Annotated in this window: 13 protein-coding genes; 2 read left to right on the plus strand and 11 right to left on the minus strand. The window is 70.2% G+C overall.

Annotated features, from left to right (window positions below; translation table 11 throughout):
• Positions 1-35: 35 nt before the first annotated feature.
• The 6 genes from KGA66_RS02660 to KGA66_RS02685 form a co-directional block, all read right to left on the minus strand.
• Entirely contained in the window at positions 36-1,109 is a 1,074-nt protein-coding gene (locus tag KGA66_RS02660; RefSeq protein WP_211464078.1) for an ABC transporter ATP-binding protein, read from the minus strand.
• Positions 1,106-2,164: an ABC transporter ATP-binding protein gene (locus KGA66_RS02665; RefSeq protein WP_211464080.1), complete on the minus strand. Its 1,059-nt coding sequence runs from the start codon at positions 2,162-2,164 to the stop codon at positions 1,106-1,108. The genes KGA66_RS02660 and KGA66_RS02665 overlap by 4 nt, the downstream gene beginning before the upstream one ends.
• Entirely contained in the window at positions 2,161-3,108 is a 948-nt protein-coding gene (locus tag KGA66_RS02670) for an ABC transporter permease (protein WP_211464082.1), read from the minus strand. The genes KGA66_RS02665 and KGA66_RS02670 overlap by 4 nt, the downstream gene beginning before the upstream one ends.
• A 1-nt stretch (position 3,109) precedes the next feature.
• Positions 3,110-4,090 carry an ABC transporter permease gene (locus tag KGA66_RS02675; protein ID WP_211464178.1) on the minus strand — a complete coding sequence of 327 codons (981 nt, stop codon included), beginning with the start codon at positions 4,088-4,090 and terminating at the stop codon, positions 3,110-3,112.
• 175 nt (positions 4,091-4,265) lie between these two features.
• On the minus strand, positions 4,266-5,942 hold the full coding sequence (locus tag KGA66_RS02680) for an ABC transporter substrate-binding protein (protein WP_211464084.1): 1,677 nt from the start codon (positions 5,940-5,942) through the stop codon (positions 4,266-4,268).
• A 448-nt stretch (positions 5,943-6,390) separates the two neighbouring features.
• On the minus strand, positions 6,391-7,407 hold the full coding sequence (locus KGA66_RS02685; RefSeq protein ID WP_211464086.1) for a LacI family DNA-binding transcriptional regulator: 1,017 nt from the start codon (positions 7,405-7,407) through the stop codon (positions 6,391-6,393).
• A 230-nt stretch (positions 7,408-7,637) separates the two neighbouring features.
• On the opposite strand from KGA66_RS02685, the gene KGA66_RS02690 reads away from it, so the two are divergent.
• Positions 7,638-9,554, plus strand: a complete 1,917-nt coding sequence (locus tag KGA66_RS02690; protein WP_211464088.1) for a cellulase family glycosylhydrolase — start codon at positions 7,638-7,640, stop codon at positions 9,552-9,554.
• A gap of 147 nt (positions 9,555-9,701) precedes the next feature.
• On the opposite strand, the gene KGA66_RS02695 is transcribed toward KGA66_RS02690, so the two are convergent.
• The 4 genes from KGA66_RS02695 to KGA66_RS02710 form a co-directional block, all read right to left on the minus strand.
• Positions 9,702-11,297 carry a cellulase family glycosylhydrolase gene (locus tag KGA66_RS02695; protein WP_211464091.1) on the minus strand — a complete coding sequence of 532 codons (1,596 nt, stop codon included), beginning with the start codon at positions 11,295-11,297 and terminating at the stop codon, positions 9,702-9,704.
• A gap of 160 nt (positions 11,298-11,457) precedes the next feature.
• Entirely contained in the window at positions 11,458-14,952 is a 3,495-nt protein-coding gene (locus KGA66_RS02700; RefSeq protein WP_211464093.1) for a choice-of-anchor D domain-containing protein, read from the minus strand.
• Between the two features lie 199 nt (positions 14,953-15,151).
• Complete coding sequence (locus tag KGA66_RS02705) at positions 15,152-15,970, minus strand: class E sortase (protein WP_211464095.1); 819 nt, start codon at positions 15,968-15,970, stop codon at positions 15,152-15,154.
• Between the two features lie 138 nt (positions 15,971-16,108).
• Positions 16,109-17,161 (minus strand): chaplin, encoded by a 1,053-nt coding sequence (locus KGA66_RS02710; RefSeq protein ID WP_211464097.1) that lies wholly within the window; start codon positions 17,159-17,161, stop codon positions 16,109-16,111.
• A 254-nt stretch (positions 17,162-17,415) separates the two neighbouring features.
• Between KGA66_RS02710 and KGA66_RS02715 the strand changes: the two genes are divergently transcribed.
• Positions 17,416-17,862, plus strand: coding sequence for a VOC family protein (locus tag KGA66_RS02715; protein WP_211464105.1), 447 nt, complete (start codon positions 17,416-17,418; stop codon positions 17,860-17,862).
• A gap of 25 nt (positions 17,863-17,887) precedes the next feature.
• On the opposite strand, the gene KGA66_RS02720 is transcribed toward KGA66_RS02715, so the two are convergent.
• Positions 17,888-18,850 (minus strand): acyl-ACP desaturase, encoded by a 963-nt coding sequence (locus tag KGA66_RS02720; protein ID WP_246506934.1) that lies wholly within the window; start codon positions 18,848-18,850, stop codon positions 17,888-17,890.
• Between the last annotated feature and the right edge of the window lie 318 nt (positions 18,851-19,168).

Below are 19,168 nucleotides of genomic sequence, written 5' to 3' on the forward strand. Positions count from 1 at the left end.
GCGCGGTGTAACGCAATCGCGTGGTGCTGACCCTCTTAGTCTGCGGAGTCGGCGGCCGGTGCGGCGGCCGCCGACTCGTCCAGTAACCAGCACCGCGCCGCATGGCCCGCGCCGCCGGCGCCTGCCCCGGGAACCGACCCCTTCACCGCGGGCAGGTCCGGCGGCCGGGTCGCGCAGACCGGCATCGCGAACGGACAGCGGCTGCGGAACCGGCAGCCCTGATCGAGCACTGATTCCCGGTGCTCGGCCGCGCGCGTGTCGCGCAGCGCGGCCCGCTGCGCCCGCGCCTCGGCCAGCGCGGCCCGACTCACCGTCGGATCGGGTGCGGCCGCGGCCAGCATCCGGGTGTAAGGGTGCGCGGGATGCAGGATCACCTGGTCGCTCGGCCCGCGTTCGACCACCTCGCCGCGGTACATCACCATGATCTGCGACGAGAAGTGCCGCGCGGTGGCCAGATCGTGCGTGACGTACAGCAGCGCCAGGTCGCGGTCCTGCTTGAGCCGGTCCAGCAGGTTGAGGATCTCCAGCCGGATCGAGACGTCGAGCATCGAGACCGGTTCGTCCGCCAGCAGCACCTTCGGGTCCGTCGCCAGGGCGCGCGCGATCGCCACCCGCTGGCGCTGCCCTCCGGACAGCTCGTGCGGGTGCTTGCGCGCCACGTCCTCGGCCGGGGTCAGGTTCACCGAGCGCAGCAGGTCGAGCACGGCGGCCTCCAGCTTCGGGCCGCGCCGGTGACCGCCGTGCAGCAGCAGCGGCCGGCGCAGATGGTGCGCGACCGTGTGCATCGGGTTGAGCGAGGCGAACGGGTCCTGGAAGACCAGTTGCATGGTCTTGTGATACGCCTTGCGTTTCGCCCGCCTGCCGCGCGGCAGGCCGCGCTCCACCCCGTCCGCGGCGTCGACACCGCGCAGCAGGATCTCGCCCGCGCTGGGCTTGACGAAGCGGCTCAGGGTACGTACCACCGTGGACTTCCCGCTGCCGCTCTCCCCGACCAGCGCGAGGGTCTGGCCGGGTTCCAGCGCGAAGGACAGAGCGTCCACCGCGCGGAAGCGGGAGCCGCCGCGCTGGCGGTAGTCGACGGTCAGATCGGTGACGGTCAGCGCGCTCATCGGCCGCCCTCGCTGGAGTAGTCGTCATGGGCAGGGTCATGCAGGTGGCAGGCGACCGGCCACCCTCCGGCGGGCGCGCGCAGCGGCGGGGTGATTTCGCGACAGGGTTCGAACACCGATTCGCAGCGCGGCGCGAAGGGACAGCCGACCAGCGCCTCGCGCAGGTCCGGCGGATTTCCCGGGATTCCGTGCATTTCGCGGCGCTGCCCGCGCAGGTCGGGGAACGAGCGCAGCAGGCCGCGGGTGTAAGGGTGCAGCGGCTCGGTGGCGACCTGTTCGGCCGGGGCGTACTCGACCACCTGTCCCGCGTACATCACGGCGAGCCGGTCGCTGATCTCCAGCAGCAGCGCCAGGTCGTGGGTGATGAAGACCACTGAGAAGCCCAGTTCGGCGCGCAGCCGCTCCACCTCGTCCAGGATCTCCCGCTGCACCAGCACGTCCAGTGCCGTGGTGGGCTCGTCCATCACCACGATCTCCGGTTCCAGGGCCAGCGCCATGGCGATCACCACGCGCTGGCGCATGCCGCCGGACAGCTCGTGCGGAAAGGAACGCAGCCGCCTGGGGTCAATGCCCACCATCTCCAGCAACTGCCCGGCGCGGGCGCGGCGCGCGGCCTTGTCCATGCCCGGCCGGTGCGTGCGGAAGATGTCGTCCATCTGGCTGCCGATGCCGGTGACCGGGTTCAGGGCGTTCATCGCGCTCTGGAAGACCATCGAGATCTTGTTCCAGCGAAACTCCCGCAGCCGGTCGCCGGAGAGGGCGGCCAGGTCGATCACTTCGCCGTCGCGGCCGTAGTACTCGACCACACCCGCTGTCATCCGGGCCGGCGGCCGCAGCATCCGGGTCAGCGCGTATGCGAAGGTTGACTTACCGCAGCCGCTCTCCCCCACGATGCCGAGCACCTCGCCGCGCCGCAGTTCCAGCGACACCTCGCGCACGGCCCTGGTCGGGCGGCTGCCGGCGTATTCGACGCTTACGTTGCTCGCGCGCAGGACGAGATCCGTGCCCAGGCCGCTGGAGTCGTCGCGCGTCTCGGTTCCGGTGCTGGGGATCACTGGCCGGTCTCCGTTCCGTCTGCGCGCGCGGCGCGCCGGGCGCGCGGCTCGCGGTACACGCGCAACCTGGGATTGAGCAGTTCGTCGAGCCCGAAGTTGATCAGCGCCAGACCCGCGCCGAGCAGCGCGATGCACAGGCCGGGCGGGGCGAACCACCACCAGTCTCCCGAGGAGAGCGCCTGGGCGTTCTGCGCGAAGTACAGGGTGTTGCCCCAGGTCAGCAGGTCAGGACTTTGCAGTCCGAGGAAGGCGAGGCCCGCCTGCGCGAGGATCGCGAAGATCATCGCGAACAGGTACTGCGAGACGATGATGGGCAGCTCGTTCGGCATGATCTCCACCAGCACGATGCGCCAGACCGGTTCGCCGAGCGCCTTGGACGCGAGCACGTAGTCCCGGTTGCGGATCGAGAGCGTCTGCCCGCGCAGCACCCGCGCGGAGGCCGCCCAACTGGTCAGCGCGATCACGAAGACGGTCGGCAGCAGGCCGGTGTTCTTCACGAACGCGGCGACCACGATGACCAGCGGCAGCGTCGGGATCACCAGTGCCACGTTGGACAGCAGCGCGAGCGCCTCGTCCACCCAGCCGCCCGCGTAGCCGCCGCCGATCCCGATCACGACGGACACCACGGTGGCGATCAGGCCGGCCGCCGCGCCGATCTCCAGGGTGGCCCGGGCGCCCACCACGGTCTGCGCGAACACGTCCTGGCCGATGTCGGTGGTGCCGAACCAGTGCGCGGCCGAGGGCCCGGCGTGCTGGACCGTGCCGACCAGGTTCGGGTTGCCGAAGAACAGCGGCCCGACGACGCCGAGCAGGACGAAGAACCCGACGATGCAGAGCCCCGCGATCAGGCGGCGGGAGCGCAGCGCGGTGCGCAGTACGCCGGAGCCGCGCACCGCGGCCTCGGCGGGGGCTTCCACCAACTGTGTGGTGACGGTGGCCGGCACCTCAGGCCTCCTTCGTGCGCGGGTCGATGAAGCCGTACAGGAGGTCCACCAGCAGGTTCGCGCCGAGCACGGCGAAGCTGATGGCCAGGAAGATCCCCTGCATCAGCGGGTAGTCCTGGTTCTGCACCGCGGCGAACAGCAGGTTGCCGACGCCCGGGTAGTTGAAGACCTGCTCCATCACGATCTGTCCGGTCACCACGAAGCCGATGGACACGGCGAAGCCCGACACGCTGGGCAGGACGGCGTTGCGCGCGGCGTACTTCGCCATCACCCGCAGCGGGGTCAGGCCCTTGGCCTCGGCCGCGACGACGTAGTCCTCGGCCAGCGTCGCGACCATCATGTTGCGCATGCCCAACAGCCAGCCGCCGACGGAGGCGACGATCAGCGTGATCGCGGGCAGCAGCGAGTGCTGGATCGCGGAGGAGATGAAGGCACCGTTCCAGCCGACGTCCAGCGCCGGATCGAAGCCGCCCTGTGCCGGGAAGATCTGCCAGGTGTTCGCGAAGAGGTAGACCAGCAGCAGCGCCAGCCAGAAGTACGGCACCGCGGTCAGCAGCGTCGTGGCCGGCACGATCGCGTCGAGCCTGCTGCCTCGCTTCCAGCCGGTGACCGTGCCCAGTGCGATGCCGAGGGCGAAACTGAGCAGCGTGGCGATGCCGACCAGGATCAGGGTCCAGAAGACCGCCTGGCGCACCAGGTCGATCACCGGTGTGGGGAAGACCGTGATGGACAGCCCGAAGCGAAGATGCGCCAGGGAGTTGAGATACTGACCGTACTGGCCGGCCAGGCTGCCGGAGCCGAGGCCGAGCAGCCTGCGCAGCTGGTCCGCCTCGCCCAGGGGGACGGTGCCGGTCTGTTGCTGCTTGCTGATGATCACGGCGACCGGGTCGCCGGGGATCAGCCGGGGGAGGAAGAAGTTCAGGGTGATCGCGATCCAGGCGGCCACCAGGTAGAAGCCGAGTTTCCGGCCGATGTAGCGCAGGCGCACGCCCCGCCTCCTCACGTCTTAGAGGGTTCTCAGTGCGTCGCGGCCCGCAAGCGGGGCGGCGGACGGGTGTCCCGGAACGCTGCGTGCCCTCGATGCCGGACGTTCCGGGACACGCGGCGCGGCTCGACCGCCGCTGCCGCCGCCGCGGCTCAACGGACCCGTGGTCCGCTCAGCTGGCCGGGGCGATGTGCAGAGCCACCCAGCCCTCGTCCGGCTGGAGCCAGATCGGCGGGGCGGCGTACGGGTTGTCCGTCGTCGGGTAGTCCTTGACGTGGTTGCCGTTGAACTCGATCTCGTCCTGCGCCGCGAACAGCGGGATGGTCGGCACGTCCTGGAGCACCAGGTGCTCGATCCGGTAGTAGTCCTGTTTCTGCTTGTTCGCGTCCTGCGTCGCGGAGACGTCCGCGAGCAGTGAGTCGACCTGCGGGTCGTCGAAGCGGCCGTAGTCGCCGAACTGGTCCACCTGGCCGATCGGTGGGGCCACCGAGCCGTTGAGCAGCTGGTTGTAGTACTGGTACGGATCGGAGGTGTAGCCGAAGTTGTCGATCAGCAGTTGGAAGTCGCCGTTGTTCTGGTCCTGGATGAAGGACGCGTACGCCTCGGCCTGCACGTTCAGCTTGATCCCGGCCGCGGCCAGCTCCTGCTCCGCGATCTGCAGCACGCTGGTGTAGTCGGACCAGCCGGTCACCTGCTTGACGGTGATCTCCAGCGGCTTTCCCGACTTGTCGTTGAACATGCCGTTGGAGCCGAGGGCGTAGCCGGCGGACTGCAGGGTCTGCTTGGCGCCCGCGGGGTCGGCCTTGCCGAACTTCTGGTCTGCCAGGCTCGGGTCCAGGATACTGTTGAAGTTCGGCGTCAGCAGGTCCATCGGGTTGGTCGGCGGGGCGTAGCCGTTGTATACGGACTGGCTGATGAACTCCCGGTCCAGCGCCTGGCTGATCGCCTGGCGCACCGCCTTGTCCGCGGTCGGGCCCTGCTTGTAGTTCGGGACCAGATAGGTCACCGACAGCGGGATGTCCTCGACGGCGTACTTCGCGTTCTTCGACAGGAAGTTCTTCTTGATGTCCGGGACGAAGCCGCCGCCCCAGTCGATCTCGCCGGACTCGATGGCCTGGTCCGCGGTGCTGTTGCCGGTGAAGGTCAGGAAGCGGATGGTCTTGGCCTTGGGCATGTCCGGCATGTAATAGTGCGGATTCGCGGTCAGCTCCATGACCTGGCTGTTGACCTTGCCGACCGTCCAGGCTCCGGTGCCCACCGGCTTGGCGTCGGCGAAGGTCTTCTTGTCCGAGACGCCGGACCAGATGTGCTGGGGCAGGATCAGGGTCTTGCCGGCTATGTACACCAGTTGCTGGTAGGCGGGCTTGGTGAAGCTGACCGTCACGGAGCCGTCGGCGTTGGCCACCGCGTTCTTGATCGGCAGGCCCTTGGTGTTGAGCGCGGGCTCCTGCACGTCCAGGTTGAAGGTGTAGGCGACGTCCGCCGCACTGAAGGGCTTGCCGTCGTTCCAGGTGACGCCGCTGCGCAGCTTGAAGGTGATCGCCGTGCCGTCGGAGTTCCAACTGTAGGACTGCGCCAGCCACGGCTGCACATCACCGGCTCGCGCCGTGTTGAAGAACATCAACGGCTCGTAGATCATACCGTTGGCGCCGGGCTGCACCGTGGGCGAGAAGGGGTTGAAGTTCGCCACGAACGGCGAGGTGGAACCGGTCGTCACGGTGATCAGGCCATGCGGGCCGGAGCCGGAGCCGGACTTCGAGCCGGAGCCCGAGCCGCTGCCGCAGGCCGCCGCGGCGACCATCACAGGGACCAGGACCAGGGCGGATGCCGCGCGCCATCTAGTTCTCATCGTTGAGCCTCACTTCGCTACGCCAGGAGTGCTTGTGCGGATGTCACAACCCAGGCGGGTACTGCTGCCACCGGTTCGCAGCATTGCCGAGTGCTCACGGATGCTGGCACTGAACCGGTTAAGCGTCAAGAGTGCGGCACGCCGCCGGCGGAAAAGCCCGGCGACCGGGCTGCGGGCCGGCGACGAGGCGGCAGGATATGTCAATTCCCTGACCTATAGTGTCAGCCCCTCCGGCCCGGCGGGCGTCGCACCCCGCTGCGGGCCCGGATCGGCCGATCAGTGCTCCCGGCCACGTCGCGGAAACCTTCACGGGCGAGGCGGTCGCGGGACGCTCGGCGCGCTGCCGGAACCATCGCTGCGCTGATCCGCGCGCACGTCCGCGGCATGGGCGGCCGACCGTGACAGAGCCGTGCGTCAGGCCCGAGATGGAGCGAGAGGCCGCCCGCTGTCAGCTTCGCGGCGGCGCGGCGGTGGATGCGCGCGGCTCGAGCACCGCGGGCGGCTCGCCGCGGGAGCCCGGGGCGCCGCCGGCCGCGAGTTCCAGCAGCCGCTGCGCCGCGTGCGCGCCGTACGCGACCACGTCCCGGCGCAGCGCGGTGATGGCCGGGTGGACCAGCTGGCACAGCACCGAATCGTCCCAGGACACCACGGACAGCTGCCCGGGCACGTCCACCCCGGCACGCTGGGCGGCGCCGAGCCCGGAGACCGCCATCAGGTCGTTGTCGTAGACGATCGCGGTCGGCGGCGCCGGCTCGGCCAGCAGCGCGGTGGTCGCGTCGGCGCCGCCCTGCGCGGTGTAGTCCGCCGTGACGCACCGCGCCTCGACGCCCACCTGGGTCACCGCCTGCATGAACGCGCCGGTGCGGATCCGCGTGTGCCAGAGGTCTGTCATGCCGGTCACCCGGGCGATTCGGCGATGGCCGAGCCCGACCAGGTGCTGGACGGCGAGCCGCGCCGCGGTCTCGTCATCGGTCCACACCGCCGACAGGCCGCCCGAGCCCTCCGGCGCGCCGACCACCACCGTGGGCAGGGCCAGGTCACGCAGCACCCCGATGCGCGGGTCGTCGATGCGCAGGTCGACCATGAAGACCCCGTCCACCCTGCGCTGTCCCCACCAGGTGCGGTAAAGCTCGATCTCCGCCTTGCGGTCCTCGGCCACCGTGAACAGCAACGCGGTGTGGCCGGCCGCCAGCTCGCCCTGGATCCCGGCGATAAGCTGCATGAAGAACGGCTCCGCGCCCAGCGTGCCGGCCGGCCGGTCGATAACCAGGCCGAAGGCCCCGGCCCGGCCGTCCGACAGGGCGCGCGCGGCGCTGTTGGGCTGCCAGCCGATCTCCCGGGCGATCTCCAGGATCCGCTGCCGGGTGGACGGAGAGACCCCCGGCTGGTTGTTGAGCGCGAAGGAGACCGCCGCCTTGGTAACACCGGCCCGCTGGGCGATGTCCGCGATCGTGGGCCGCTTCACCTCGTGAGACCTCCAGTACCCAGTGCCTGCCCGGCGCTTCGAGCCGGCCAACCCCGACCTCGCTGGGCAGTCTACGACCCGTCCACACGCCGGACGCCCGTACGGGCTCTTGCGCGCCGGGCGGTTTTGCGATCCACTAAACCGGTATAGCACCTTACGGCGCGGCGTCGAGGCCCGTTGCCGCTCGAACCGCGCCCCGAAAGTCCCGCCCGTGAAAGGTCGTGACCCGCATGCAACGTCCCTCCCTCCGGTTGCCCGGCGAACCCGGATCCAGTCCCGCGCCGTGGATCGGCGCGAACTTCTGGTCCCGCCGCGGCGGGCCGCTGATGTGGCGTCGGTTCGACGCGGACACGGTCCGCGCCGAGCTGCGGGTGCTGCGCGAGCACGGGCTGACCTTCACCCGCTCGTTCTTCTACTGGCCGGATTTCATGCCGGAACCGAACACGCTCGACCAGGAGTGCTGCGCGCGCTACGAGGAATTCCTCGACCTGCACACCGAGCTGGGCATGTACACCATTCCCACCCTGATCGTCGGGCACATGTCCGGGGAGAACTGGGACCCTGCCTGGCGCGGCGGGCGCGACCTCTACGGCGACGTGTGGATGGTCGCGCAGCAGGCCTGGTTCGGCGGCCAGATGGCGCGCCGCTACGCCGCGCACCCCGCCGTGGCCGGCTGGCTGGTGAGCAACGAGATGCCGATCTACGGCGGCCCGGGGGCGCGCGAGCAGGTCGCCTCGTGGGCGCAGCTGATCATCGACGCGGTGCGCGCGGGCGGCGGCAGCCAGCCGATCTCGCTCGGCGACGGGGCCTGGGGGCTGGAGATCACCGGGCTGGACAATGGTTTCCGGCTGCGGGACATCGCGCGGCTGTGCGACTTCATCGGCCCGCACAGCTATCCGATGGGCGACGATCCGGTGCGCCAGCACTACACGGCCGCCTGGATCTGCGAACTGTCCGGTTCCTTCGGCCGCCCGGTGATCCTGGAGGAGTTCGGCCTGACCTCCGATTTCGCCTCGGACGCCAACGGCGCGCACTACTACCGGCAGGCGCTGCACAACTCGCTGCTGGCCGGCGCCACCGGTTGGGGTGCCTGGAACAACACCGACTTCGACGGCCTCGAAGATCAGGACCCGTATCGGCACCATCCCTTCGAGCTGCACTTCGGCCTGACCGACGCCGCGGGCAGGCCCAAGCCGCAGCTGGCCGAGCTGCGCGCGTTCGCCGACGTGCTCGCCCGGGTCGACTTCCCCCGGCTGCGCCGCACTGCGGCCGACACCGCGATGGTGGTCAGCTCGTTCCTGGACACCGAACACCCGTTCACCGAGCCGGAGAAGGACGGACCGCACGTCTTCGACACGCTGCGCCAGGCGTACGTCTCGGCGCGGCTGGCCGACCTGCCGGTGGCGCTCGCCCGCGAGAGCGACGGGATCGGCTCCGACGCGAAGCTGTACCTGGTGCCCTCGACCAAGCACCTGCTCTCGCCGACCTGGTACCAGCTGGAGGACCTGGCGCGCGGCGGGGCGACCGTGTACGTGTCCTACTCCGCCGGGGCGCACTTCAACCAGCGCGGTCCCTGGCACGCCGCGATGAACAAGATGTTCGGGTTCGAGCACCAGCTGATGTACGGGCTCGTGGACCCGGTCTCGCAGGACGAGTTCGAATTCGAGTTCGTCCGGCCGTTCGGTCCGCTCGGCGAGGGCTCGCGGCTGCGTTTCCGCACGGGCGGCAACGAGCACAGCCGGGCGATGCTCCCGGTGCGGCCGACCGAGGCCGAGGTGCTGGCGGTGGACGGCCAGGGCCGCCCGGCGCTGCTGTCGCGGCGGGTCGGCGCGGGCGCGATGGTGTTCTGCACCTACGGGATCGAGCACATGGCCGCGAGCCTGCCGCGGGTCAATCCCGAGCCGACCCGGGACCTGTACGAAGCGCTGGCCGAATTCGCGGGCGTCACCAGGGCGGTCACGGCGGACGATCCGCGGGTCGCAGTGGACGTGCTCGTGCACGAAGACGGCACCCGCTACGTGTGGTTCGTCAGCCAGGCCGCCGAGGAACTGACCGTGAAGCCCGTGGTGCGCGACGGCGGAAAGCTGGCCGAGGACACCGTGTCGCTGCCGCCGTTCGGAGTACGGGTGCTCAAGCTCGAAGGCTGACAAGTCGCCGGGCGAAGGGCACTGAGAGGCCGCTGCGCGCGCGACGCCGAAAGGCCGCTGCGCGGCACAGCGCCGGAGAAGTCCGCTGCGCGGCCCCGGGGAGAAGGGGTCGCGCAGCGGATTCAGGCGCACTGCTCCGGGAGCGTCCTACGGGAGCGTGGTGATGTGCGCCTTGTAGGCCGCGCCGAAGTTCGTCGGCGTGCCGGTGTAGTCGGTGATCAGGGTCGGGCCGCTGGAGCAGCCGCCGCTCCAGTTGTCCCAGGTCCAGGCCAGATAGCCGGTGCCCTGCGAGTCCAGCCAGGACATCAGCGGATTGATGAAGCTGCCGGAGCAGTCGTTCTCCCCGATCTCGCCCGCGATGACCGGGACCTTCGCGATGACCGGGGCGACCTGGCTGGTCCAGCAGGACTGCGGGGCGCAGGTGTTGAAGTTGTAGTCGTGCCAGGAGGCCACCAGGTTGTTGTCCGGGTCGGTGGGCTCGTAGCTCAGCCACTGGGTCAGGTCGTTGGAGTACTCCTCGCCGCCGAGCATGATGACGTTGCTCGCACCGGTGGAGCGCACCGCGTTGACCATGCTCTGCATCCCGGCGACCTGGTAGCCGATGCCGTTGCAGGTGCCGCCGTTCTTCCAGCACTGCCAGCCGCTGGTGGTGTCACCGGTGGCGCGGGAGGCGTAGGGCTCGTTGAAGAGGTCGAAGATGACCGCGTTGTCGCCCTTGAACGTGCTGGCGACGGACGTCCAGAACGGGATCGCCTGCGCGGCGTCCGGCATCGGCTTCTGGCAGGTGGCCTGCGCCGAGGAACAGCCGGAGGAGTTGCCGGTGTAGGTGCCGTCGGTCCAGTGCAGGTCGAGGATCGCCACCAGGCCGTTGGAGTTGAGCAGGTTGACGAAGGACTTGACCGCGTTGATGTAGTTCGAGCCGGCGTACGCGGAGTTCACATACGACTCGCCGTTCCAGCAGGCCTCGTTGAGCGGGACCCGCACGGCGTTGGCGTTCCAGCTCTTGATCGCGGACACCGAGGCCTGGTCGGCCGGGCCGTCCCAGATCCCGTAACCCTGTACGCACTCGTACTCGCCGCCGGCCCGGTTCACCCCGTGCGGCGTCCAGGCGGCGCCGCCCGAGGTGAGGATCTTGTTTCCGGAGACGTGCAGCTGCGGGGCCGCGCCGCCGCCCGAGCTGCCGGTCGGCGAGGCCGAGGGCGAGGGTGAGGACGACGGGGACGAGGACGGGGACGCGCTGGGCGAGGCGGACTTCGACGGGCTCGGCGTGGGCGAGGCCGACGGGCTGCCGGCCGGGCCGCCGTTGCACGTCACGCCGTTGAGGGTGAACGCGGTGGGCACCGGGTTGCTGCCGGTCCAGGCGCCGTTGAAGCCGAGCTGCAGCGACCCTCCGGTCGAGATCCCGGCGTTCCAGCTCATGTTGGTGACGGTGACGTTGGCGCCGACCTGCGACCACGTGCCGTTCCAGCCCTGAGTCACGCTCTGCCCGGAGGCGGGGAACGAGAAACCGAACGTCCAGCCGTTGATGGCCGCGCCGTTGTTGACGACGGTGATACTCGCGCCGAAGCCGCCGGGCCACTGACTGCTGACCGTGTACGTGACCGCACACGCTGGGGTCGCGGCCGAGGCCGCCGTCGAGGTGAGCGCGACGATCCCGGCTCCCGCGGCGAGCACGACGGCGCCGGTGCCGGCGAGAGCGGCGCGCAACCGTGGAGAACGGGACCGGTGGTGGAGCGTATCCATGCAGAAACCTCCGTGGGCAGGATGAGCGCACGCCTTCGTCGCGCTCGCCAGCACGGTAGGGCCCGGGACTTAACCGTTCAAGCGGGCCTGAAACTTGCACACCGGTGCAAACCCGGCACCGCGGCGCGCTGCTGCGCCGCGGTGCCGTGACCAGGGTCGATCATCTGGCCGTAGCGCTACTCACCTTCACCGGGTGCAGCAGGCCCGGCAGCGGCCACGTGGCGCCTCTGATCGACACGGTCGCGGTACCCCCGCTCGTCGCCAGCGCCAGCGCGCCGGTGGCGATGCCGAGCACCTTGGGCGTGAAGACGACCTGTATGGTCACCGATCCGCCGGCCGGGATCAGCGTGCCGATCGCGGGCACCGCGGGCGCGCTCAGCTCCCCGGTCGGAACGGTCACCCCGGTGACCACCACGGGCACCAGGCTGCTGTTGCTGAACGTCACGGTCTTGATCACGGAGAAGCTCACCGGCGTGCCGGCGAAGGACACCGTGGCCGGGCTCGGCGCGGGCGCCGCGGCGACCGCCGCGGCCGGCGAGCTCGCGATCGCGATGCCGCTGACGGCGTGCACGTCGGTCTCCATGCCGCTGCCCGCGGTGAACCCCGCGTAGGCGCTCGCCGGAATCAGTCCGGCCGCCGGCGTGTAGCTCAGCAGCCTCGCCGCGTCCACGTACACGGTGATCACGCCGCCGAGCACCGTCACCGCGACCTTGTGGGTGCCGGTGCGCAGCGGGGCCGGGACCGGTGCCGTGGCCAGGTAGGTCATCGCGCCCGAACCGCTGCCCGTCCCGGTCGCGATCGCAACGTAGTTGGCCGAGTTGGCTTGAGCGTTCTGATACGTGTCCAGCACCACGCCGATGCCGCTGAGCCCGCCCAGGCCCAGGCCGCCGCCCGCGCCGCCGAGCGAGGTCGGCGCGTCCTTGGTCGCGTCGATCAGCGAGAAGGTCAGCCCGTCCGCGCCGGTGCCTCCGCTCAGCTGCGCGGTGAACGACGCCGCCAGATCGGCGGTGCCGACCGGCGATGTGTTGAAGGCGGAGCCGGCCACGAACTGCGCGGTGGCGGGGGTCAGCTGGATCGTCCCGGTCGAGCCGTCGACGGTTGCCACGCCGTTGGCCTGCCAGCCGGTCGGCACGACCGACAGGGTGGCGACCGCGGTGCCGTTGATCGGCAGGTACTCGGCGCCCTGGCCGTCGTCGCTGGTCATCTCGTACTGCGCGCTCTCGGCGCCGAGTGCGGTCGGGGTGAAGGTGACCGACTGGACGTACGTCTGATCCGGGCCGATCACCTGCCCCTCGGGCAGCGGGGAGGCGGAGGTGAAGTCCGAGTCGGGCGCCTTGGCCTTGGTGACGGTGACCGGGATGTTGCCGGTGTTGGTGATGGTGAAGCTCTGCGTCGCGGTGGAACCGAGCGGCACCGAGCCGAAGTTCAGCGGCCACGGCGAGACCACCAGGTTGCCCTGGCCGACGATCGCGTTGCCGGTCAGCGAGATCGTCAGGACGCGCGCGGAGGCGTCCGGCTCGGTCGAGGTCACCGTGATCGAGTCCGTATTCGTCCCGGTGGCCGTCGGGGCGTACGTGGCCGAGGCGACGAACGAGCCGCCGGCCGGGATGACCGTGCCGATCGCGGGCAGTCCGGTGACCGAGTAAGGCGCGGCCGGCGTGGTCACCGCGCTGATCGTCTCGGTGGTCGTGCCCGTGTTGGTGACCTGGATGTTCTGCGTCTTGCTCAGGCTCACCGGCTGGTCGGGGAAGACGGCGTTGGGCGGACTGGCGCCGAGTCCCGGCTGGGTGCCGTAACCGGAGGCGGTGAAGGAGACCTTGCCGGCGCTCGTGTTCAAGGTCACCGTGCCGCTGATGGTGCCGGGGCCGCCGGGCGCGAAGGACACCGGGATCTGGTAGGTGTCGCCGCCGTTCATCGCGTGCGGCAGGTCCGGGGCTGCGGCCGTGAACGGCGAGGTGGCCGTGACCGCGGTCACGCTCAGCGCCGTCGACGCCGTGACGGTCAGCGTCGCGGAGCCGGTCGTGCCGACCTGCACGTCGCCGAACGAGACCGGCGAGCCGGTCAGCGGGGCGCTGGACGGGCGTCCGAAGGCGAGGACCTTGCCGTCGCGGGTTCCGACGTACACGCGGCCGCCGCTGGTGGCCGGGGTGACGAACTTCACTGCGGTACCGATCGGCGCGGACCACAGTTCGGCCAGCGTGCCGCTGCCGTCCGGCTCCGCGCTGTACGCGCGCAGCTCGGCGTTCGCCCCGGTCGGGCCGGAGGACCACACGGCCCAGACCACGGCGGTGCCCGGGGTGGTGCCGTCGGAGGTCACCACCGGCGAGCCGGAGGTGTAGTTGAAGCTGCCGGCGCTGGTGCCGGCCGGTGTCAGGGCCGGAATCCCGGAACCGCTGACCGCGACCTTGAACGCGCGCAGCGGGCCGCCGTTGCCGATCAGGTAAACGTAGCCGCCGTCGCCGCCGTAGAAGGCGGGATGGCCCCACTGCCCCTGGTACGGGCCGACCATCCCGAGGACCGCGTCGGTACCGCCGGCGCCCTGGCCGCGGCCGCCGAGGTTGTCCCGGTCGAGCAGGAACAGCCGGCCGTCCTTGCCCATCTGCACCATCAGGTGCGGGTGCGCGGCGGTGCCGAAGCCGTCCGGCAGGGCCAGCGGGCCGCCGGCGCCGAAGTCGGTGTCGTTGGCGTCCATGGTCGGCGCGTTCGAGGGGCTGAAGAAGTCGCTCGGCGCCAGCGAACCGTCCGCGTTCACGTGCAGCCGCACCACCGACTCGGCCAGGTTCCCGGGCGGGGTGCCGCCCGGCCCGATCGCGGGGGACACGCCGTTGCCGGTGGCGAAGAGGATCTGCCCGGAGCCGTCGGAGACCAGGCCGCCGCCGCCGGCCCAGATGCCGCCTCCCTTGTTTCCGGTGCCGGTCTCGTCCGACCACAGCGCGGTCTGCTTGCCCGCCGTGGAGACGCCCGCGATGTAGCCGCGGAAATCGGATCCGAAGTCGCAGTGGGAGCCGAAGGCCGCGTACACCACGCCGTCCATCAACAGCAGGCCCGGCCGCTGGCCCTCGTAGGCCGGGTCGAAGGTGGCCGCCGGGTCGTTCGAGGGGTGGCCGCCGATGAGCACCGGGAAGCCTGACTTCTCCGTGCCCGCGTTCGGGTCGACCGCGTGCATGTAGTAGTTCGGGTGCATCGCGTCGGTGCCGTTGTCGACCTTCGAGACCAGATAGACGTACCCGGTCGCGTTGTCGTAGACGGGGGCCGAGGTGATGCCCAGGTTCGGGGTCAGGTCGGAGCAGCCGATCGTCACGGCGGGCCAGTACGGGCCGAAGTCGTCGGTCCACAGGATGGCGCCGGTCGACTTGTCGAGCCCGTACACCTTGTCGTTCTCGGTGGCTGCTATCAGGGTGCTGCCGACGACGAGCGGCTGCGCGTACACCTGCCCGTCGAGCGTGGCGGCGAACTGCTGGCCGAAGTCGGAGGACGCGACGGACGCCGGGTCGAGCGCGCTCTCGCTCTGGTCCCAGCCGGTGCGCAGGGCGTCCTGCGAGATGGTCAGTTCGTCACCGTGCGCCGGGAAGGCGACGTACGCGGTCGCTGATATCAGACCCGCGACGATCAAACCCATGAAGGCTGCACGTGGATGCCCACGCACGAGGTTCACCGGTCCCCCCTCTGAAGAGCTCTCCCACGCCGGCTCCGGGAAGCTCACGGCGTATCGCAGGGAAGGCTACGGCCTTTGGTACCCACCGGTTGCGCGGGAGATGTAACCGTGACCAAATCAGGACGGCGGATTTGCCGATATGCGCGGGTGAGACACGGCTCGCACCTTTTCCGTCACACCGCCCGGCAGGCCGGCGGTGTCAGGAGATCGGCGTCACGCCGGCGGGCACCTGCCCCTTCGGCGTCTGCTCGACCAGGTGGCCCCACCACGCCATCCGGGACGAGTCGATATACATGGGCGTACATGTGGTGAGTGTGATGTACCTGCCCGGTTTGGTGTATCCCGAGCCGACCGGGATCGGGGCGACCGCGCCGACATCGTTGATCGGCACCGACGCGGCTTCCCGGTCGAGCCGGTATACGAACCAGCCGTACGCGGTCTGCACATACACCGGGTCGCCGGGGCGCAGCCGGTCCAGGTCGCGGAAGATCATGCCGTGACCGTCGCGGTGACCGGCCAGGGCGAAGTTGCCCGAGGCATCCCACGGCAGCGCCGAGGCGGGCTGCGTGTAGTGGCCGACCGCTCCGGTGTTCAGTACCCGGGTGCGGTCCACCGTCTGCATGATCAGTGCTCGCCAGTCCGCGCCGAAGGCGGGGATGTACAGGAAGCCGAAGCTCTGTCCGTCGGCGATCGCGTCGCTCGGCTGGACGGCCGCGGCGCGCGGGGTCGTGGACCAGGTGTGCAGCAGCGCGGTGGAGTTGCGCCGCGTCTCCTGACCCGCGGTGATGTTGCTCCACCACAGCTCGTAGACCGCGTAGAGGGCGATGACCAGGCCGAGGGTGATCAGCACCTCGCCGAGCCCGCCGAGCGCGCGGGCCCAGCGGCCGAGCACGACGGCGCAGGTGGAGGGAGCAGTGTCGTAGAGGTCGTATCCGCCGCCTGGATCGTAGACGTCCACACCGGTTTCCCGGGCCTCGACCATTCGGGCGTGACGTGCCCCCGCGGCGTTCTCGGACACGCCCGCTCCTTCCGCTGCGCTCCCGGTGCGGCGATACTACCGTTTTCACCGGAAAGAAGAGGGCAGATCACGCATCAGTGTGATCTGCCCTCTTATCCTCTTGCCAGTCATCACATGACTGTTCGAGTCCGTCCGCGCTCAGCGGGAGCGGCGTCCTCGCCTCGATGCGGTACGCAGGCCGAGGCCCGTGAGCAGCGCGGCACCGGCCGCCGCCAGCGCCAGTCCTTCCTCGGTGCCGGTGCTCGCCAGCTGACCGGGCGGGATGGTCGGGGTGCCGGGCGGCTTCATCATGGTCGGCGAGTTGCTCTGCGAGTTGCTCGGCGGGTAGCTGGGTGAGGTCGAGGCGGGGCTGCTGGGCGAACTCGACGGCGAACCGCACCCGCACGGCGAACCCGATGGCGAAGCGCTCGGCGAACTCGACGGCGATCCACATTCCCCGCACGGCGAACCCGACGGCGAGCTGCTCGGCGTGTCGCCGGGCGACGCGCTCGACGAGGCGGATGGCGTACCGCCCGGGGTGCCGCTCGGGGTGCCGCTCGGCGTCGCTGCCGGGGTACCGCCCGGGGTGATGGCCGGCGGCGCGTCATCACACACGGAGCCGTTGACGCCGTTTCCGATCCCGACCGCGTCGACCTGGTCGCCGCACACGTAGACCGGCAAGGAGATCGGCAGCTGCGTCAGATTGCCCGACGCGGTTCCGCCCGAGTTCGACGAAGCGCCGACGGCGCTCGCCCCGCCGGCGCCGCCGCCGCAGGTGCTGCCGCCGACCTGGTCGCCCATCGCGACTGCGGCGACCTGATTGCCGCACACGTTCACCGGAATGTAGACCGGAATCTGCAGAGTGTTGCCGGACAGAACCCCACCGGAATGATCGCTCGCCGCAGCCGCACTCGCACCACCCGAACCGCCGGCCGCACCACAAGTACCACCGCCGACCGTGTCACCCACCGCGATGCCGGCGACCTGATTGCCGCACACGTTCACCGGGATATCGACCGGAATCTGCAGAGTGTTGCCGGACAGGACGCCGCCCGAGTCGCTCACGGTGCTGCTCGCCGAAGCGCCCGGCGCGGGGTCCGTGGCTGCACCGAAACCGACAGCCGCTTCGGCCGGGGCGTAACCCGTGCCGGTCAGCAGCAGCCCGCCTGTCGCGACCGTGAAAGCCAGGCTGCGCTTGGCCATGTCGTACATGAAGAACCTCTTGTGATCAGTCGAGGAGAAGGCGGCGGGAAAGGGCGCCGCCTTCCCCTCGAAACGGCTCAGCAAGCCTCAGGTCACGCGCGCTACGGTCTAACGGGTGAATGCTGATATGAGCGGATCACGTGACATGGTCCGCACAAGCCCGCCGCATGGCACTGCCACACCCACGGCCCGAACACCCACGGCCCATCCGAAAAGTATGGTGTGACGCGGGTATGTCGGTGCCGTCTGGAAGAGTCGGCGGCATGCCGACTCCGCTCCCCCTGCCCGCCCGCGTCAGCCTCGTCACCCTCGGGGTGGCCGACCTCGCCCGCGCGACGTCGTTCTATCGAGCCCTGGGATGGCCGCTCGTGGAGAACGCGGGAGACGGGGTGAGTTTCGTGCGCACGGGCGGCGCGCTGCTCTCGCTCTTCCCGTACCGCGATCTGGCCCACGACGCGGGCGTCCCGGCGGACGGGGAAGGGTTCCGGCACGTCGCCCTCGCGATCAATGTCGAGTCCGCACAGGCCGTGGACCGCGGGCTGGCCGCCGCGGTCGCCGCGGGCGCGACGCCGGTGAAACCGGGACAGCAGACCTTCTGGGGCGGCTACAGCGGCTACTTCGCCGATCCGGACGGCCACCTGTGGGAGGTGGCGCACAACCCGTTCTGGCCGCTGGACGCCGCCGGCCTGCCGGTCATCCCGGAATCCTGACCGCGCCGCTCAACTGCCGCGCCGTTCACGCACCCGCCTGAGCGCGGCGGGCCAGGCGCGCATCGCGCTTCTCCTCGAAACGCCGCGCGGCGGCGTCGAGAGCGTCGAGCACCCCGGACAGCTCCTCGCGGGCGCGCTCGCCCCGCGGGCCGAGGTCGGTGCGCTCAAGCGCCCTGACATGGCGCAGCACCGGGATCAGCACCTCGTCGTGGTGGATGCGCAGGTTGTAGATCCCGGCCAGCGCGATCTGAACCGACTTGCGCGTGTAGTTCTCGACGGTCGCGCCGGGCATCTCGAAACGCTTGACCACATCCAGTACCGCCTCCATCACCGTGTCCGGAGCCGCGTCGAAGGCCGCGGAAAGCAGGTTGCGGTAGAAGACCATGTGCAGGTTCTCGTCGGCGGCGACCCGGGCGAGCAGCTGTTCGCAGAGCGGATCGCCGCTGTAGTTCCCGGTGTTGCGGTGCGAGATCCGGGTCGCCAGCTCCTGGAACGAGACGTACGCCACCGAGTTGACCAGCTGGCGCGAGTTCATGGAGACATAGCCGGTGGACATGTGGTTCATCCGGGCGCGCTCCAGGGCGACCGGGTCGACCGCGCGCGTGGTCAGCAGGTAGTCGCGGATCGCCGTGCCGTGCCGCCCCTCCTCCGCGGTCCAGCGGTGCACCCACGAGCCCCACGCGCCGTCGCGCCCGAACAGCAGCGCGATCTCGTGGTGGTAGCTGGGCAGGTTGTCCTCGGTCAACAGGTTGAGGATGAGCGAGGTGCGCGCGGTCTCGTCCAGCTTCGACTGCCCCGGCTCCCAGGCCTCGCCGCCGAGCGGACCGTCGAAGTCGCGCCCCTGGCTCCAGGGCACGTAGGCGTGCGGGAACCACTCCTTGGCCACGGAGAGGTGCCGGTTGAGGTTGGCCTCGACGACGGGTTCGAGTTCGTAGAGCAGCGCGGTCTGGTCCGCCTGGCCGGCGGCGGTGCGCGAGTCGGTGGACAGGGACACAGCTGGCTCCTGATGCATGGTGGTCGGCGCGAACGCGGCCGACCGCGTGGGCCAACCTACGATCACGTAAGTTACGCTAACGTAGCTTATGCGGCTGAGAATGCAAGCGACGACCCCGTCGGGCTTGCCGCAGCCGGCGACCCGGCGTGTTGAACAGGGGCTGTGCAACCGCTCTCACGAGTTTTGTTGCGCGAGTTGACAAATAACGTGATCTCAGCCACCCTCGTAGTCGAGGGTGGACTCCGGGGGAGCGCATCGCGCGCCCAGGAGCCCAGGCCCCGAACCGCCCGGCCCCTGAGCCGAGCCGGTCCG

Origin of the sequence: Actinocrinis puniceicyclus (assembly GCF_018283645.1) — a bacterium.
Classification (GTDB): Bacteria; Actinomycetota; Actinomycetes; order Streptomycetales; family Catenulisporaceae; genus Actinocrinis; species Actinocrinis puniceicyclus.